This is a genomic window from Parapedobacter koreensis (assembly GCF_900109365.1).
GTDB lineage: Bacteria > Bacteroidota > Bacteroidia > Sphingobacteriales > Sphingobacteriaceae > Parapedobacter > Parapedobacter koreensis.
Genome location: NZ_FNZR01000012.1, coordinates 95,196 through 111,133, shown reverse-complemented (window position 1 = coordinate 111,133; position 15,938 = coordinate 95,196). Strand labels below are relative to the sequence as shown.

Below are 15,938 nucleotides of genomic sequence, written 5' to 3'. Positions count from 1 at the left end.
GTTTTTTTGTTGGATCTTCGACCGTCAAAGCTCGTTCAGGATCCTTCACCTCCCCGTCAGTTTACCGATAACACCCCTTCATCTTCCCGTCAATCCATTTATAGCTATATATTTTTGATTTACAGTGTGTTATGTTTGTCTACATGAAGCAACGCATACCGGTATTGCGAGTTGTGAAATGGAGTGTAAATGAAGTAAAACTTAAAGTAAAAGGAGACCAGAAATGGGAGTAATTCGAAAGGGAGCCAACGGAGGCTTCAAAGGAAAAGCGGGAAGTGTAATCGGTAGCAGCTGGAAAGGCATCGATTACATCAAAGGGTTGTATAAAAAACGCACGAAACCAGCTACGGAAGAGCAGCTTATGCAGCAGACCAAATTTACGTTGCTGATGCGTTTCTTGCTGCCGCTGAAGGTGTTTATCCGAATCGGCTATGGCCAGCGCAAGACAGACACGCATACACCGATGAACGTGGCGTTTCAGGACAACATCGACCGCGTGATCACCGGCGATTATCCGGACTATGCATTGGATTACAGCCAAGTGCGTATCGCCGAGGGATACAGTGCGGGCGGCAGTGAGTCTATCGCCGTGGATGAAGGGGTGCTGACGGTGGCGTGGGATACCCTGCTGAACGAGATGTATGAACAGCGGGATGACGACCGGGTATATGTCGTTTTGTACCACCCGGGCATTGACCAGTTCCTCACCGCACCTACACCGCCACAGCGTGCGGATGGCACGGTGGATATCACGCTGCCCAATCATTTCCGTACAGGCCAGGGCCACGTATGGCTTTTCACGGCGGATCGGAAGAGGCTCAACGTGTCGCGGAGCGTATACCTCGGGGAGGTAGCGCTGGCATAAGGGCGTAAAACCGGAGCCGCCTGCGTACCGCGGAGCGTAGGCGGCTTCTTTATCGTACAACGTGCAATAAATTAACGAGAGAAAGCCATGAACATCATATCCAACACCACCGAACGGAGGAAAAGCAGCGAAATAGATGGCCGCCTGCCCATCCGCCAGCGGTTCAAACTGGCCAGTGAATTTCTGATGCCGTTGCACAGATTGATTCGGCGGGGGTTCGCAACCAAGCGGAAGGGTAAATCTGCATTTGGCCGGGCGATGTCATACGTGCTGCTGCGGGCCGTGTGTGGTGAATATCCGGATCAATACATTGACCCGGCGGCCGTACGGCTCAGCGAAGGGGTGTTGCAGCATCCAATTCGTACGGAAGTGACGCGCCAAGGACGTACAGTAAGGGTGGCGGTGGAATCGAGAATGGGCGACCTGGACGGGTTGAACCAGGCTTGGGACGATCGACTTGTCCTCTGCGCGTACAACCCTGCATTGCGTGTGGCGGGCATCAATGACGAGGAACGGCTTCGTGAGGATGGCAATGTGACGCTGAAACTGCCGCCGATGCTGGCAGATAAGCCGGTGCACTTGTACCTGATAGTGCATGATCGCAGTGGGCAAAAATGGTCAAACAGCAAGTATCTGGGAGAATTTTGAATGGTGGTCGTTTTTCGCCTATTGCAGACACGGCCCAGGAGACGGCAGCGAAGCGCACCGGATCCAGACGTGGAGCAATAGGTTAAAAACGGGTTGAGTGGAGGATGGGTGGCTGTGATGAATGTTTATAAGGAGACAAAAGAATGGATGAAACTAAAATCATTCGCATGGCTGCGGGGAATAACAGTACCCTTGGCCACCTGTATATTGGCAACATATTTTGTTGCTACATCTTAGAAGATACCGTGCGCGACCGCAAGATACCGGGCAGGACGGCCATTCCGGCAGGCGAGTACACGCTGGGGCTCAATACCGTCGCCGGCATGAATGCGCGATACAGTAGCCGCTATGCGTCCATGCACCGTGGGATGGTGGAGGTGCGCGGGATACCGAATTTCTCGCTGGTATTCTTCCACATCGGCAACTACCACACCGATACGGCTGGATGCCTGCTCACGGGTTCGTATTGGCAGTTAATCGATGGTGATTACCGGGTACTGCACTCTGCTGCGGCGTATAAGTTGGTATATCCACTGCTGGTAGAACAGATCGAGCAGGGGAATGATAGGATGAAGGTGATTAATCAGCTGTAAGCCAATAAGGGATAGGCTGTAAGCGATAAGCCTGCTGCCTAAAGCGAATAAAAAAACAAAAAACAATGCGAAAGAATAAAAGAAAGGTCGAGCTCCCCACAGTGGCGGATCAGACGCTATACGACAAAATCAAAGAAGGGCTGGCCATGGCGAGCCAACTTATTATCGCCGCGCCGATGGGGCTGCCCGCCAAAGTGGTGGCTGTAGCGCGCTACGTAGCCCTTGCGCTGGGTGTGCTGGAAGCGGTGGAAAACGGCGTGAAGAAAGGAGAGGAGGATGAAGATTGACCAGCGGCTGGGCATCGGCACAAGCGGCGGCACGTTGCTGAGCATATTGGGCCAGCTGGGATTGCATGATGTCTTGAAGACGGCCTTGCTTGCTGCCATCGGGGCCGTGGTGAGTTTTGCCGTGACGCTGCTATTACAGCGGTGGCGACGGCGTTGAGTAGGAATTGGCCGGGGCGATACTTAAGCGCCCCGGCCTTACGTACAGCTTTCAGCGTGGCAGGTGTACATAAAAGGTCGTGCCACTTTGCTGGGAACTGACGAAGGATATGCGCCCATTGTGTGACGATACGATTTGTTTGACAATGGCAAGCCCCAGTCCGGTCGAGGGTTCGCCATTGGTGCCGATCCGACCTGCGGATTTGCCCATTTCAAAAAGCCGATCCTGAAATTCCGGAGCAATGCCAATCCCGCTGTCCTGTACCTCAATTAAGACCTCAGTTTCGTAGCATCGCAGACGGACGGCAATATGGCCCCGCCAAGGTGTAAATTTAATGGCATTGTCTATCAGGTTGCTGATGACCCGCCAGATCTTTTCACGGCTACCGCACAACACTACCGGCTCGCCTTCGAAGGCAAGCAACTGTTCTTTTTTCGTGGCGCGTAATTGCATGAGTTCGACGCAGTCACTCAGCATCATATACAGGTCTATTTGATCGCTGTGGGTTACGTCAGACCCGGTTTCGTAGCTATGCATCAGTTCTTCAATGAGCTCCAACGCGTGGCTACTGGATTTTCCGATGATTTCGAAAAACGAAGTTTTCTGGGAGTGCTGCAGCTGCGTGTGCTCCATCAGCAGGAAGTCTACGCTCATTTTGATGCTTGTCAGCGGGTTTCTTAGGTCGTGAGCGACCATGGCCATGATGCGGCTATTCTCCTGCTGGCTGTCCTGCAATGCCGATAAGGCTAACTGGAGCTTTTCATTCCGTTGATTGATTCGGTCATTGAGCTGTGCAAGCCGCCTGACGTGCCGCTTGGATCGCCGCCAGTTGCTATATACCAGGTAAACAACGGCAAGAGTGAGGATAAGCACAACAATGCTGACCAACAGGAAGATAAAATTTTGCTTGTTTTTATAAGCGAGCTGGGTATAAGCCGATTGTTGTTCACGGCGCTCGAACTCGCATGAGAAGTCCGCGCCAAACAGGGCCTTATCGGATTCCTCAATGGAATCCTTCAACGTTTGATAATCCCGGAAAGCAGCGTAAGCATCGGTGAGATTGCTCCGCTCATCGTGAAACTGCCAATGTACATGTTTCCAGCGAAGCTCAAAATCTGCATTTGGCAATGAGTCCAATCCTTTTCTGCTGTCGGCAATCATATGCTCGGCGTCGGCCAACCGGCCCATTTTGATGTACAGGTCCGCCAATTTGATTTGCGCCGTCTGCACGTCCCGTTGGTCGTAGCCCGGCTTTCCATTGATGGTCACGCTTTCCGTAAGGTAATGTTCGGCCTGTTCATATTGGCCGGTTTTGCTGTATAGCCCGCCCAGGTTGCCGTAGATGACGCCTTTGGCAGTTGTGGCAGCCTTTTGGCTTTCTGGAAATCGACGGGATTCCTGCTCGAGAAACGAAAGCGCATGGTAATAATAGTGAAGGGCACTGTCCGGTTCGTCCATCAGGTCATAAAACCAAGCAATGCCGTTGAGCAATCCCTGCGGTTCGGTGACGGCTTCATAATAGGTGTCGATGTGCTTCGTTTCACGGCATTGGCAAAATTGAGCGTAGGCCTGCTTGTAGTGCGCTATTGCATCGGGATAATTGTTTTGCTTGTAACGGACAAAGCCGAGCCGTGATGTAAACTGTGAAAGCTTGCACGCGTCCCACTGAGCCAAATAGTCGGATTTTACTTGGTAGTAGTAGGTGAATGCCTCGCTCAGTTGCTTAAGATTGACCAGTGCATCGCCCTTCAACAGCATCCAAGTACCATAATGTTCGAGATTGAGTTCCCTAAATGACTTGTCCTGGAAAAGGGCCAATGCACTGTCCGCAATCTGGTCGGCATGTGCATAATCGCCTAAACGGTACGTTGTATAATACCAGTGATAGAAACCGTATTTCAACAATTTTTCATCAGAAGATAGGGGCACATGACGTTGAAAAATACTGTCGAGATTATATTGGATTGATTCGGTGAAGACATCTTGAGCAATTGCGGCATAGACAGAATCAACGGCGGCCTGTATTGCCAGACGGACTTGTCGCCTTGGCGAGACGGGGTTGCACGATGGGACAATGAGCGAACATGCCAATAGCATCGGCAACGCGGTATTGACACCGAGTAGGGTATGATTCCAAGTGCGCATTAGCGTTGAATGATTGACTAATATACAACTATTTTGGATATTTGCAACATGTATGTTACATTAAGGCAAATTTGAAGATCGTTTTCTTTTGAATACCTTTAAGGCTGGATGATACCCAAAACAATGCACTATTGGAAAGATATCAGGTTTTTTCCGCAGCTTCAACTCGTTTTTTTGATGTGCTGCGTTCTTGTACTGGCCTCATGTGGCACGCCGGGCATCACCTACTACGTGGCCACTGCGGGCACCGATGCGGGTACGGGTACAAAAGACAATCCGTTTTCGTCACTGGCCGCGGCCAAACAGGCGGTGCAGGAACAACGGGCTGTTGGGAGTACCGGCCGGTTTGAAATCGTGCTGCTGCCGGGTACGTATTTCCTTGCGGAACCGTTGGTTTTCGGGGCTTATGAATCTGGTACGCCGGAAGCGCCATACATCATCCGGGCCGATGAAGGGGGAGATGTCGTACTGAGTGCGGGAATCCCTTTGCAATTGGACTGGCAGCAGCACGATGGGCGCATGTGGAAGGCCAAAGTACAGGGGCTTGATCAAATCAAGGCCTTGTTTGCAGACGGGAAAGCCCTGGTGAGTGCGCGGTACCCGAATTACGAGGAGGGGAAATATCCGTTCGGCGGCTTTGCGGCAGATGCGCTTGCACCCGAACGGGTGGTGCGATGGGCACATCCGGAAGGGGGATACATCCATGCCATGCACAGCGGCCGATGGGGCGGCATGCACTACCGCATCACCGGCAAGGACGCTACGGGTTCCCTGGCTTATGAGGGTGGATGGCAGAACAACCGGCCCAGCCCGATGCACGGCACGCAGCGGTTTGTGGAAAATATCTTCGAGGAGCTGGACGCTCCGGGCGAATGGTATTATGACCGAACGGATAGCACGCTGTACTACATCCCCGAAGAAGGGCAGGAAATAGGTCAACTGGCATTCGTAGCTGCCCAACTGGAATCCATCATCCAGCTGAAAGGCGACGAAGACAATCCGGTCACGGACATCTACTTCGAGGGGATAACCTTCCGGCATACGGTGCCGACATTCATGGATACCCGGGAGCAGCTCATGCGCAGTGATTGGAGCATCTACCGCAATGGGGCGGTACTGTTTGACGGCACGGAGCGCTGTGGTGTGCGGAAGGCAACATTCAGCCAGTTGGGGGGCAATGCGGTATTCGTGAGCAACTACAACCGGCACGCCGATATTTCGGGCAACCTCATCGAAGACATCGGCGGCAGTGCCATCTGTTTTGTGGGGAGCCCCGATGCGGTGCGATCGCCCGCTTTCCGCTATGAAGAATTTGTGCCAGCCAGCGAAATGGATACTATTCCGGGGCCCAAGGGTAATGCATATCCGACCGATTGCATCGCTGAAGACAACCTCATCCGTCACATCGGGATGGTTGAAAAGCAGGTGGCAGGGGTACAGATTCAAATGGCCGCGCGGATCAGTGTACGCCATAATACCATCTACTACGTGCCCCGCTCGGGGATCAACATCGGCGATGGTGCTTGGGGTGGCCACGTCATCGAATTTAATGACGTATTCCAGACGGTACTGGAGACCGGCGACCATGGTGCATTTAATTCATGGGGCAGGGATCGTTTTTGGCACCCGGATAGGAAGGTGATGGATAGCTTGGTGCGTATCCATCCCGGGTGGATTTTGCTGGACGCAGTGGAAACGACCGTCATCCGCAACAACCGCTTCCGGTGCGACCACGGATGGGACATTGATTTGGACGACGGTTCGAGCAATTATGAAATCTATAACAACTTGTGCCTGGCCGGCGGACTGAAACTTCGTGAGGGTTTTTACCGGAAGGTATATAACAATATTTTGGTAAACAACGGTTTCCATCCACACGTGTGGTTTGAAAACAGCCACGACGTGTTCACGCGCAACATCGTGATGACGGCCCACCAGCAGATACAGGTAATCCATTGGGGGGATACGGTAGACCATAATTTTTTCCTGGATAGCGTGGATCTGGAAGCGACCCGCCAATACGGTATCGAGCGCAATGGCCGGGTGGGCGATCCACAGTTTGTGGATGCTTCCGCCGGAGATTTTTCCCTCGGAAAGGGGAGCGATTTGCTGGCGGCTGGTTTTGTAAATTTCGCGATGAATGACGTTGGCGTGGTTTCCGCACGCCTGAAAGCCGAAGCCGACCGACCGGAGATTTCGCCACTGACCGTGGGTGGTGCTTTTGCAGCTGGCGAGATGGTGCAATGGCACGGTGGCGCACTAAAGAACGTGGAGACCCTCGGGGAGCAATCGGCGGCTGGGTTGGATCGGATCAGGGGTGTATTGGTAGTAGCCGTGCCTAATGATTCGCCGCTGGCACTTGCCGGACTGCGGCCCGGCGATGTGATTTTGGGCTGCGAAGGTACCGGTACGGACGACATGCTCAACCTGCGGAAAGCCGAGGCATCCCATAAGTGGAAGGGACACTTGCTTTTGGATGTGTGGCGAAACCAACGGATCAATCGGGTGGAGCTGCGGTTGGAATAGCCGCATTCGTTTCTTCATAACGGTACTTCAAAAAAACACCCCAAATGTTGTGTCCAACTTTTGGGGTGCTACGCGAGCAAGCGGGTGCTTTTCGATATTCCGTCTGGGCAAGTGATTAGCGGGCCGCGATAGTCACTTCATTGGAATCGGCCAGCAGCATAGCTGCACGCTCGATGGATTCGTTTACGTAGCGTTCTACTTCCATAAACAGGGGCAGTGCTTCGGCAAGCCCGGCATAAGCATCTTTTGTCTTGTTCAACGCTTTTGCTTCACGTTTCAATTCCTTTTTCAACAGGGTCTGCACGGCGGCAATGCGGTGGGCTTCTTCAGCAGCCCGCTGTTCGTGGGCCTTGGCATACCGTGCTTTGATTTCAGCGATGGCCTTTTGGCTTTGCGCCACGCGGAGGCCGTTATCAATGTCCTGCTGGTATAGCCCGATGAAAAACTTTTCATCGCGATCCAGGTCGGCATGGCTGCCTGCACGGTTTTGGATGCGCTGCACTTCCAAGTTATATTGCTGCCACAATATGCTGACGTTGTGCTCATGGAAAGCGACCTGCGATTTGAAGGCTTCCATGCGTTTGGCGGTCTCATTTACATCAGTATTGACAATGTATACAGTGGCTGGTTTTTCGGTGGCATTGGCAAAAAAGGCCGTCCCTGCATTGGCGGTAGCGAAAAGTGCGATGATGGCTAATGTTTTCATGATGTTGTTTTTTTTACAAGTTATCGTTTTATTTTTTTCTCCTAATTTTTGTCGGCCTCCGCTTCACCGGGCGTCCCCAAGCTCAGCGTCGCCGTACTGTGCCAATACCTTATATTTCTGTACCAAAAGTGTAACTTGCTGATAGGTAGTTGAATAATTTTTAAGTGGGATTCCGTGCTGTCCGATAGCGGACAGTTAATTGTCCGCTTGCGTACGGAAGCGGACACGATAAGCCGGCTGGCTTCATGCGTATATAGCACATTAAACAAAAATCCTTATCTTGGGGACTTACTTAACTTTTGCTGAACCATCATGGAAAGATCGATCGATAGCCCCACGCATTGGACTGCTGTGCAACTGTTGGCATTTCGCTATTTTGCCGTGTTCATCATACTCTATATTTTTCCGTTTCCGTTGAGTATGATTCCGCTGGTGTCGTCGTTGATGCAGTGGTATACGGCTGCCTGGCATGCTGTGGTGGTGTGGGTGGGCGAATACGTGCTGCACTTACCCGAACCCATCACGGTATTCCAGAGTGGCAGCGGCGACAAAACATATGACTTCGTATTGCTCCTTGTACTGGCGGTGGTGTCTTTGCTCGTGGCCATCGTGTGGAACGTAATTGACCGGCAGCGGTATGAATATAACCGCCTATACGATGGACTGCGGGTGATGGTGCGCTACTACCTCGCTATGATGATGGTATACGGGATGAGCAAGGTGTTTCACCTGCAGATGCCTTCGCCAAGCTTGGTACAGCTCCTGCAGCCTTTTGGGGATAAATCGCCTATGGGATTGGCGTGGTCTTATGTAGGCTATTCTAAGGCCTTTAGCTTGTTTACTGGTATAGCGGAAGTCATTGGTGGGCTATTGCTTTTCTTTAGGCGTACCACCACATTGGGCGCGCTGTTCGTCGCGGCGGTCATGTTCAACGTGGCGATAATGAATTTTTGTTTTGATATCCCGGTAAAGTTATTTTCTACAATTCTGTTGCTGCTGGCAGTCATGCTCTTGCTACCGGACGTGGGTCGCCTATTGCGCGTACTGGTACACAACAAACCTACCGAGCCTGCACCGGACCGGCGCTATCATCTACGCAAACGCTGGATGCGCGTTGCAGCAGTGGTCGTGAAGGTTGTTTTCATGGGATTGGTGATCATCGGCCAACTGTACGGTCGAGCACAGGCTGTGAAGCAGTATGGCGATAAACGACCGAGATCTCCACTATATGGCATCTATGATGCCGAACTATTTGTGTTGGCTGGCGATACGGTGCCGCCGCTGATCACGGATAGTGTCCGCTGGCGGCACCTGATACTCGATAATCCGGACTACGCGTATGTGAAAACCATGAACGATTCATTGCGGCGGTTTAACGCGACAATGGATACGGCTGCTAAAACGCTGACGCTGCGTTTGCCGCAGGGTAGCGAGGAGGAGCGGGGAATCCTCCATTATGAAGAGGTGCCGGAAGGGCTACTTATGCATGGCGTATGGCGACGCGAATCAGTGGCCGTGCGGCTCCGTAAGCGTGATTTAACCAGCTTTCGGCTCATCAATACGAAGTTTCGCTGGATACAGGAATACCCCTACAATCGGTAGGTGGTATGTCCGCAACGATGATCATCGCTTGCGACCGTATACTTTATTGAGCGCTTCCGTGCGGTTCTGTACGTGCAGTTTTTCGTAAATGTGGTGGATATGCTGCCGTACCGTGCCAGTACTGATGTACAGCTTGTCGGCTATTTCTTTATAAAGGAAGCCTTTGGCCAGCAATTGCAGGATTTCCTGTTCGCGTATCGAGAGCTTATCCCGTTCGTCCGTGCCGTGGAAGGAGGCAACCACCTTGCGCGCGATAGACGTACTCATGGGCGCTCCGCCCTCGTGCAGCTCGCGGAGCGACTCGATGATTTTGGCAGGGGAGGCGTTCTTCAGTAAATAGCCGCTCGCTCCGGCCGCTAAGGCATCGAACACCTGCTCGCTGTCTTCGTAGATGGTAAACACCAGAAACCGGATGGCGCTCCCCCGGGCTTTCAACCTGCGGATGCAATCCACGCCGGTAGCGCCCGGCAATGCGATGTCCATGATGGCGATGTGGGGTGCTTGCTGCAGCAATCCGGTATAGGCGTCTTCGGCATTGCTATATGCGGATAAGCACTTGAATCCTTCCGACTGGTTGATGATGAAGCGGAGCCCCTCCCGTATTTCGGATATGTCTTCTACAATACTGACCAAAATCGTTTCCATCTGGTAAAGATAATACCAAATCCCCGGTGTTGCCACACTAACAAAGGTTAGCTAATTTTTTTTCCTATATTTATCCACCGAATAAGCTACCCATGAGCTGCCTACTGTCTTTCTTTTTATTTTTCGTGATGGGCCAAATCCAATTGGGATTGAGCATTGATAGCTTGAAACAGGTGATAGCTGCCATGGAAGATGATACGGTGAAAGTGGCTACGTTGATCACGCTGGGCCAGCAATATGAGAGCAACCAACCCGATTCAGCGATAAGCTACTACCAAGCGGCACGCCGCCTGAGCGAGCAGCTGGATTACCCTGCGGGCGTAATCAGCTACATCAACAATTACACGGCCGTGCTCAATGTACAAGGGCGCTTCGAGGAATCACTGCGCCTCAACCTATCGGGTATCGACCTATGCAGGCGCCATGCGCTGGCGGCGTTGCTGCCAAAAGCACTGGTCAATACCGGGGTGGTATACCAGTACATGGAGTCGTATGAGACAGCAATAGACTATTACCTCCAAGCGCTGCCATTGGTAGAGCAGGATACGCATATGCTTTCCCTGCTATACGGCAACCTATGCGGGCTTTATCGAAACATCCACCAACCCGAAAGGGCATTGGACTATGCACAGAAGGGGCTTGCGCTGGCCGAGGAAGATGGAAATGGCTACGCCATCGGATCGGCGAGCATCAACCTGGGAAATGCGCTCAGTGATGTGGGACGCCAGCAGGAGGCCATCCAGCATTTGCAGCGGGGCAAACGCTTGGGTGAGGAACTGAACGACCTCAACCTGCTTGAAACGGCGCTCATCGACTTAGGTAAAGTGTACCTTGAACTGGAAGACCCCGCAGGGTACCTGCCTGCTTTCGAGGCGGCATTGCCGCTGGCCGAGCAAATCGGGGATGTCTCTGGCCAGGCGTATGCGATGAACGGCGTGGCACTGGGTCTTTACTGGGAGAAGCAGTACCGGCAGTGCGAACGGTATCTCCTGGAAGCAATGGCGTTTGCCGAGGCCCATGATCAGAAGGAGCCGCTCGGTGAGATGCTCATGCTGATGTCTGACGTGCAGCTGGCCTTGGATGCTCCCCGCCGATCGCAGGTATACCGGGCCAAACACGATTCGGTAAGCCGGGTGCTGGTCAGTACAACCACCTTGGCCCGCATCCAAGAGCTGGAAACGAAATACGAAACCGCCAGGAAAGAACAGGAACTTATCCAGAAAGATCTGATGCTGCGCCAACGTGCGCAGGAGGCGCGCATACAACAGCAGTGGTTGGTAGCCATAGCTGCGGGTGCGCTGCTACTGATGGCGCTGTTGATATTGGGATACCGCACGTACCGCCAGCGGCAACAGCTCAGCCGGAAGGCGATTGAAGCGCTGCACGCAGAAAAGGAAACGACCCACCTGAAAGCGCGGCTTGAAGGCGAACAACAGGAACGGCGGCGGATAAGCCAGGAAATGCATGATGATATGGGAGCGGGCCTTACCAAGATGCTATACCTGAGCCGGGCTTTTGACGGCGATCAGGAGGCTGGGCGGAAGATAGGCGAGACCGCCGAGGGGCTAATCAAAAAGATGAACGAGATTATCTGGACAATGAACGACGATGAAAACACGCTCGACGGCCTGGTGGCGAGAATACATGGCACTGCGGCAGAATTGCTGGACAATGTGGGCATCGCCCTGTGGTTTACTGTGGACGATGAGCTCCCCGCGCTGATGCTTCCACAGGATTTCCGACGCGGCATGTACCTGGCGGTGAAAGAAGCGGTACATAATGCGATCAAGCATTCGGGAGCATCGGAAGTGGCGATCACTGTTTGTACGGATGGTGGGCTCACCATCACCGTGCGCGACGACGGAAGGGGAATGCCTGCGGAGCCACCGGTAAAGACGCAGCGCAACGGCATGAAAAATATGCAACGCCACCTGGCTGCGCTGGGTGGCTCCCTAACCATCGACGCGTCCGAAGGCACGGCTTTACGGTTTCAGGCACCATGGCCGCCATCCGCTGAGTGAGCGTATCATTTGTGTTCCCACCCGAATGACAGTTCCAGCATAGCCATTGGGAGGACGGTGCGATCGTCTCCAGAACCGCTGGAACCGGACCATTCGTCCTGAATGGGTAGGGATACACCGACGTAAGCGCCTACGCTCAGTACGCTCCGCTTTGTTGCCGAACGCCACCTGAACCCACCATTGGACATGATGGCAATATTCTGGAAGTGGCTCTCCCAATCGCCCATGTCATAGCCCGTGGAACTGCCGAAGGAGTAGTCCAGCGCACCGCCCACGTACCAAGCGCCCTTCTCTACGGGAAACAACGTCTTATAACCCGCGCCCAGCCCGAGCGCGAGGGGCGATACGGCTACATCATCACTCTGATCGTCCCAATTGACGACGTGGTAGAGCACGCCGAGGTAGGGGATGCGTATATGAGGGACGAGATAACCTTGTTTGCTGATTTTAAACTCGCCTTGCGCAATCGGGCCGAATTGCAGCAACCCAAGTGGGTTGATATTGAATGTCCACCTCGGGAGCGGATTGGATGTGCTGGCAGCGCTGGTATCCGCCTGGCTGGAAGCGGGCTGTGCATAGGCTTGCAGCGCCAATAGGCACCCGATCAGGCACGGGGCCAAGAGCAGACTGATTTTGCCTGCTGTCTTCTGAATAATGTGTATTGTTTTCATGGCTTCAATGTGTTACTGTTTATGCTGCCAAAAATGCCGATCACCCGGGTACGGCACAATAGAACAAACGTTATAATCTTCTCCGCAGCTTTTGGGGATGCGTTGAATTTTTGCTATTATTGGGCATGCGAAAATTTATTCATTTGACGCTCTTGATAGGAGTGATTGCGGCTTGTAGCCTCCAGGCGCTGGCCATTAATCCGTCCGATACGTTGCGGATACTGGCTATCGGCAATAGCTTTTCGGAGGATGCGGTGGAGCAATACCTGTACGAGCTGGCCGAGGCTGCCGGTAAGCCGATAGTCATCGGCAACATGTACATCGGCGGGGCACCTTTGTCCCTGCACTGGGAAAATGCAAGGGGCGACAAGGCTGCTTACCGCTACCGGAAAATTGATGCCCATGGCAAAATAACCATCCCCGGGGAGGTGAGTATCCGTACGGCCTTGCTGGATGAGCCATGGGACTACGTATCCCTGCAACAGGCGAGCCCGCTGTCCGGCCAGTTTGATACGTACATACAGCCCATCAATGCACTGCACCATTACATCGATAGCGTGACATCCGGAACGGTGAAGTACATCTGGCACCAAACTTGGGCTTATGCCCCCACCTCTACACACGAGGGCTTCGCGGCTTATCAAAAAGACCAGCAAACGATGTATCGGGCTATCGCGGAAGCGTCCAGCAAGGCAAAAGACCTGATCCCATTTGACCTGCTGGTGCCGAGCGGCACGGCCATCCAAAATGCCCGGACCAGTTTCCTGGGGGATGATCTCACGCGAGACGGCTACCATCTTGATCTGCATATTGGACGGTTCATCGCAGCATGCGCATGGTTTGAATCCTTGTTTGGCCAGCAGGCACCTGTGGCCAGCTACCGCCCCGAACAGGTCTCCGTGGCACAAGCCGAGGTGGCCCGGGAGGCTGCGCATGCAGCCGTGGTGCAGCCCTTTGCCGTGACAGCGATGGCCGACACCGTGGTTTTAAAATGATGGATACCTAATTTTGAAACATGGGTAAAATTTTGATACTGCTCAGCCAACGCCACCCGGCTCATGATGATCCCGTTGAATACTTGCGTATCATCACTGTTATCGCCGTGTTGGTCTTTTTGGTGCTATGGATCTTTACCCCGTTTAATTTCCGGCGTTTTCCGGAAGAATCTATTGCTTATTATGCGCTGCTTTATGCGGGTACAGCGTATGCTACTATGCTGATGGGGTTGGTTTGGATAGTCTTTTTTCCTAAACTGTTTGCAACGGAAACGTGGACACTTGGTAAAGAAATGCTCAACGCGACCTACCAGTTTACGGCTGTCACGCTTGCCGTATGGCTGCTCAGCCGTACGTTGGAAGGGTGGAAGCCTGGGGGCAGATCCTACCTGGATACTTGGTCGGTTGTGGCCGCCGATGGAATTTTGCCCTACCTGGTGGCCATTTCGCTGAAACATGTCTACCAGTTGAGGAGGCATTTGCACGAAGCGACACAGCTGCAAAATCAACTTTCAGGCTACCCACGGTTTGAATCTAAACAGCCCTTGGCTGTCCGTGGGCTGCTGGTTCCGCTACTGATTGAGGAATTCCATTATGCGAAATCCGGTGGGAACCAATTGCATATCTCAGCAGTGAAAGGTGGCAACGTCCAGACGTATACCGTCCGGGGGACGCTTAAGCAATTGCTGGCGGATAATGAGGCTTGTTCGCAACTGTTTCAGTGCCATCGGACATATATCATCAATCTGACACATATTGCCGCCGTCGATGGAAATGCGGCGGGGTGTACTGTAGATCTGGGAGACGCGCTACCTGAAATACCGGTATCACGAACCCACGTATCCGGATTGAAAAAGGCACTTGCTGGACGACAAGCATAGGCACTTGTGAAAATCAAATACGCTATGAAAAAAATAATGGACTTTATCCGGACGCCCTATCCCGCGTATATCGATCCGTGGAGCTACTTGCGGACGATAACCATCATTAGCTTGGTCATTTTCTTTATCTTGTATATGTTTAGGCCCTTCGATTGGTGGCGAATGAGCGAAGATAGGCTATTATTTGCTGCGGCAATCTCTTCGGTGGCGACGTTTGCAGCGATGCTGTTGTTTTATGTGTGGCGTTACTTGTTTCCAACGTTTTTTGCCGAACGCAATTGGACGTTGGGAAAAGAAATGTTGCTGGGCATCCATCAATTTACGGTAGTGGCACTGGCCGTATGGCTGGTGAGGCTATATTTTGAACAATATTATGGAGACGCTCCCCGGCGTAGTTTTTTCTTTACGTGGTGGGTAGTGTTTACTACGGGTACAATACCTTACCTTTTGGCAACATTGCTGAAGCGAATCTATGGGATGCGTCTGCATTTGGCCGAAGCGATGGTTTTGAACAGACGTTTGCCGAAAGAGATTGAAAAGGATGAGCCATCTGTTTTCAGCTTGCCAAAGGATATGGGGATAGTGGAAGATTTTCTATTTGCCGAATCCCGGGATAACTACGTAGACGTTTATGGGATGGAAGGTGGTGTGGTGAAGTCCCGAAGTATCAGGTGTACCCTGCTGGAGCTTGAAGCATGCAATCCAGCATCGGCGGTGTTCCGCTGCCACCGCGCTTTCATCGTAGACCTGCGCAAGGTGCTTCACGTCACCGGCAATGCGGCAGGCTTCCAAATCAGTGTACATCCGGACTTGCCTCCTATCCCGGTTTCGCGGTCTTATGCGGCCGCATTCAAAGCCCGTATGGGAAACGCCATCCAACTGGCTTAAATTCGTTTTCCATTCGCCACATATGATTGCTGAATATCCCTCAAACACTATTTTTCGGAGTAAGGGCCTAAATTTGTCTCCGAAAATAGTTGGCTGATATAATCCAGCATTGCGTAATTACTTGGCGCCGGGTGCCGAAGGTCGATAAAGGTGAATGTCACTTCGGCATCCCCAACGCCAAGACAATGGGGTATACCCAGCAGGGCATGGATTTTCGATACGTACTGCGTACGTAGTGCTGTTCATTCTGTTGGTTTCATGACATCCGTTAGGCAGAGGGTGCGTGCCGGCTGGAAGAGTATACCGCC

Annotated in this window: 15 protein-coding genes; 11 read left to right on the top strand and 4 right to left on the bottom strand. The window is 52.6% G+C overall.

What is annotated here, in order from left to right; all coding sequences use genetic code 11:
- Nucleotides 1-223: 223 nt before the first annotated feature.
- From BMW65_RS21985 to BMW65_RS24330, 5 genes are all read left to right on the top strand, one after another.
- Nucleotides 224-865 (top strand): DUF6266 family protein, encoded by a 642-nt coding sequence (locus tag BMW65_RS21985; RefSeq protein WP_090608956.1) that lies wholly within the window; start codon nt 224-226, stop codon nt 863-865.
- Between the two features lie 87 nt (nt 866-952).
- The gene (locus BMW65_RS21980) at nt 953-1,513 is read left to right on the top strand and encodes a DUF6266 family protein (protein ID WP_090608954.1); all 561 of its coding nucleotides are present in this window, start codon (nt 953-955) and stop codon (nt 1,511-1,513) included.
- 143 nt (nt 1,514-1,656) lie between these two features.
- Nucleotides 1,657-2,106: a DUF5675 family protein gene (locus BMW65_RS21975; RefSeq protein WP_090608953.1), complete on the top strand. Its 450-nt coding sequence runs from the start codon at nt 1,657-1,659 to the stop codon at nt 2,104-2,106.
- Between the two features lie 65 nt (nt 2,107-2,171).
- Nucleotides 2,172-2,393, top strand: coding sequence for a hypothetical protein (locus tag BMW65_RS21970; protein WP_090608951.1), 222 nt, complete (start codon nt 2,172-2,174; stop codon nt 2,391-2,393).
- Nucleotides 2,383-2,550: a hypothetical protein gene (locus BMW65_RS24330; protein WP_177181260.1), complete on the top strand. Its 168-nt coding sequence runs from the start codon at nt 2,383-2,385 to the stop codon at nt 2,548-2,550. The genes BMW65_RS21970 and BMW65_RS24330 overlap by 11 nt, the downstream gene beginning before the upstream one ends.
- A 51-nt stretch (nt 2,551-2,601) precedes the next feature.
- Here the strand turns inward: BMW65_RS24330 and BMW65_RS21965 are convergent, their stop codons facing one another.
- Entirely contained in the window at nt 2,602-4,695 is a 2,094-nt protein-coding gene (locus BMW65_RS21965) for a tetratricopeptide repeat-containing sensor histidine kinase (RefSeq protein WP_090608950.1), read from the bottom strand.
- 108 nt (nt 4,696-4,803) lie between these two features.
- On the opposite strand from BMW65_RS21965, the gene BMW65_RS21960 reads away from it, so the two are divergent.
- On the top strand, nt 4,804-7,221 hold the full coding sequence (locus BMW65_RS21960; RefSeq protein WP_090608948.1) for a PDZ domain-containing protein: 2,418 nt from the start codon (nt 4,804-4,806) through the stop codon (nt 7,219-7,221).
- Nucleotides 7,222-7,336: 115 nt separating this feature from the next.
- Here BMW65_RS21960 and BMW65_RS21955 read toward each other — a convergent pair whose 3' ends face one another.
- Nucleotides 7,337-7,927, bottom strand: coding sequence for a hypothetical protein (locus BMW65_RS21955; RefSeq protein WP_090608946.1), 591 nt, complete (start codon nt 7,925-7,927; stop codon nt 7,337-7,339).
- A 312-nt stretch (nt 7,928-8,239) separates the two neighbouring features.
- Here BMW65_RS21955 and BMW65_RS21950 point away from each other — a divergent pair, with 312 nt between their 5' ends.
- Nucleotides 8,240-9,529: a DoxX family protein gene (locus BMW65_RS21950; RefSeq protein ID WP_090608945.1), complete on the top strand. Its 1,290-nt coding sequence runs from the start codon at nt 8,240-8,242 to the stop codon at nt 9,527-9,529.
- A 21-nt stretch (nt 9,530-9,550) separates the two neighbouring features.
- Here BMW65_RS21950 and BMW65_RS21945 read toward each other — a convergent pair whose 3' ends face one another.
- Nucleotides 9,551-10,174 carry a response regulator gene (locus BMW65_RS21945; RefSeq protein ID WP_090608944.1) on the bottom strand — a complete coding sequence of 208 codons (624 nt, stop codon included), beginning with the start codon at nt 10,172-10,174 and terminating at the stop codon, nt 9,551-9,553.
- Between the two features lie 92 nt (nt 10,175-10,266).
- Here BMW65_RS21945 and BMW65_RS21940 point away from each other — a divergent pair, with 92 nt between their 5' ends.
- The gene (locus tag BMW65_RS21940) at nt 10,267-12,195 is read left to right on the top strand and encodes a tetratricopeptide repeat-containing sensor histidine kinase (protein WP_090608942.1); all 1,929 of its coding nucleotides are present in this window, start codon (nt 10,267-10,269) and stop codon (nt 12,193-12,195) included.
- A 5-nt stretch (nt 12,196-12,200) separates the two neighbouring features.
- Here BMW65_RS21940 and BMW65_RS21935 read toward each other — a convergent pair whose 3' ends face one another.
- Nucleotides 12,201-12,866: a hypothetical protein gene (locus tag BMW65_RS21935; protein WP_090608940.1), complete on the bottom strand. Its 666-nt coding sequence runs from the start codon at nt 12,864-12,866 to the stop codon at nt 12,201-12,203.
- A 125-nt stretch (nt 12,867-12,991) separates the two neighbouring features.
- Here BMW65_RS21935 and BMW65_RS21930 point away from each other — a divergent pair, with 125 nt between their 5' ends.
- The 3 genes from BMW65_RS21930 to BMW65_RS21920 are packed head-to-tail and all read left to right on the top strand — an operon-like array spanning nt 12,992 to nt 15,630.
- A complete protein-coding gene (locus tag BMW65_RS21930) occupies nt 12,992-13,861 on the top strand; it encodes a DUF4886 domain-containing protein (protein ID WP_090608939.1) in 870 nt (289 codons plus the stop codon).
- 20 nt (nt 13,862-13,881) lie between these two features.
- Nucleotides 13,882-14,742 carry a LytTR family DNA-binding domain-containing protein gene (locus tag BMW65_RS21925; protein WP_090608937.1) on the top strand — a complete coding sequence of 287 codons (861 nt, stop codon included), beginning with the start codon at nt 13,882-13,884 and terminating at the stop codon, nt 14,740-14,742.
- A 24-nt stretch (nt 14,743-14,766) separates the two neighbouring features.
- Nucleotides 14,767-15,630 carry a LytTR family DNA-binding domain-containing protein gene (locus BMW65_RS21920; RefSeq protein WP_090608936.1) on the top strand — a complete coding sequence of 288 codons (864 nt, stop codon included), beginning with the start codon at nt 14,767-14,769 and terminating at the stop codon, nt 15,628-15,630.
- Nucleotides 15,631-15,938 lie beyond the last annotated feature (308 nt).

Excerpts from the sequence above, each read along its gene's own strand:
- BMW65_RS21960 (WP_090608948.1), top strand. The coding sequence starts at position 4,804 with ATGATACCCAAAACAATGCACTATTGGAAAGATATCAGGTTTTTTCCG.
- BMW65_RS24330 (WP_177181260.1), top strand. The coding sequence starts at position 2,383 with ATGAAGATTGACCAGCGGCTGGGCATCGGCACAAGCGGCGGCACGTTG.
- BMW65_RS21935 (WP_090608940.1), bottom strand. The coding sequence starts at position 12,866 with ATGAAAACAATACACATTATTCAGAAGACAGCAGGCAAAATCAGTCTG.
- BMW65_RS21980 (WP_090608954.1), top strand. The coding sequence starts at position 953 with ATGAACATCATATCCAACACCACCGAACGGAGGAAAAGCAGCGAAATA.
- BMW65_RS21930 (WP_090608939.1), top strand. The coding sequence starts at position 12,992 with ATGCGAAAATTTATTCATTTGACGCTCTTGATAGGAGTGATTGCGGCT.
- BMW65_RS21955 (WP_090608946.1), bottom strand. The coding sequence starts at position 7,927 with ATGAAAACATTAGCCATCATCGCACTTTTCGCTACCGCCAATGCAGGG.
- BMW65_RS21945 (WP_090608944.1), bottom strand. The coding sequence starts at position 10,174 with ATGGAAACGATTTTGGTCAGTATTGTAGAAGACATATCCGAAATACGG.
- BMW65_RS21985 (WP_090608956.1), top strand. The coding sequence starts at position 224 with ATGGGAGTAATTCGAAAGGGAGCCAACGGAGGCTTCAAAGGAAAAGCG.
- BMW65_RS21925 (WP_090608937.1), top strand. The coding sequence starts at position 13,882 with ATGGGTAAAATTTTGATACTGCTCAGCCAACGCCACCCGGCTCATGAT.
- BMW65_RS21940 (WP_090608942.1), top strand. The coding sequence starts at position 10,267 with ATGAGCTGCCTACTGTCTTTCTTTTTATTTTTCGTGATGGGCCAAATC.
- BMW65_RS21970 (WP_090608951.1), top strand. The coding sequence starts at position 2,172 with ATGCGAAAGAATAAAAGAAAGGTCGAGCTCCCCACAGTGGCGGATCAG.
- BMW65_RS21920 (WP_090608936.1), top strand. The coding sequence starts at position 14,767 with ATGAAAAAAATAATGGACTTTATCCGGACGCCCTATCCCGCGTATATC.
- BMW65_RS21965 (WP_090608950.1), bottom strand. The coding sequence starts at position 4,695 with ATGCGCACTTGGAATCATACCCTACTCGGTGTCAATACCGCGTTGCCG.
- BMW65_RS21975 (WP_090608953.1), top strand. The coding sequence starts at position 1,657 with ATGGATGAAACTAAAATCATTCGCATGGCTGCGGGGAATAACAGTACC.
- BMW65_RS21950 (WP_090608945.1), top strand. The coding sequence starts at position 8,240 with ATGGAAAGATCGATCGATAGCCCCACGCATTGGACTGCTGTGCAACTG.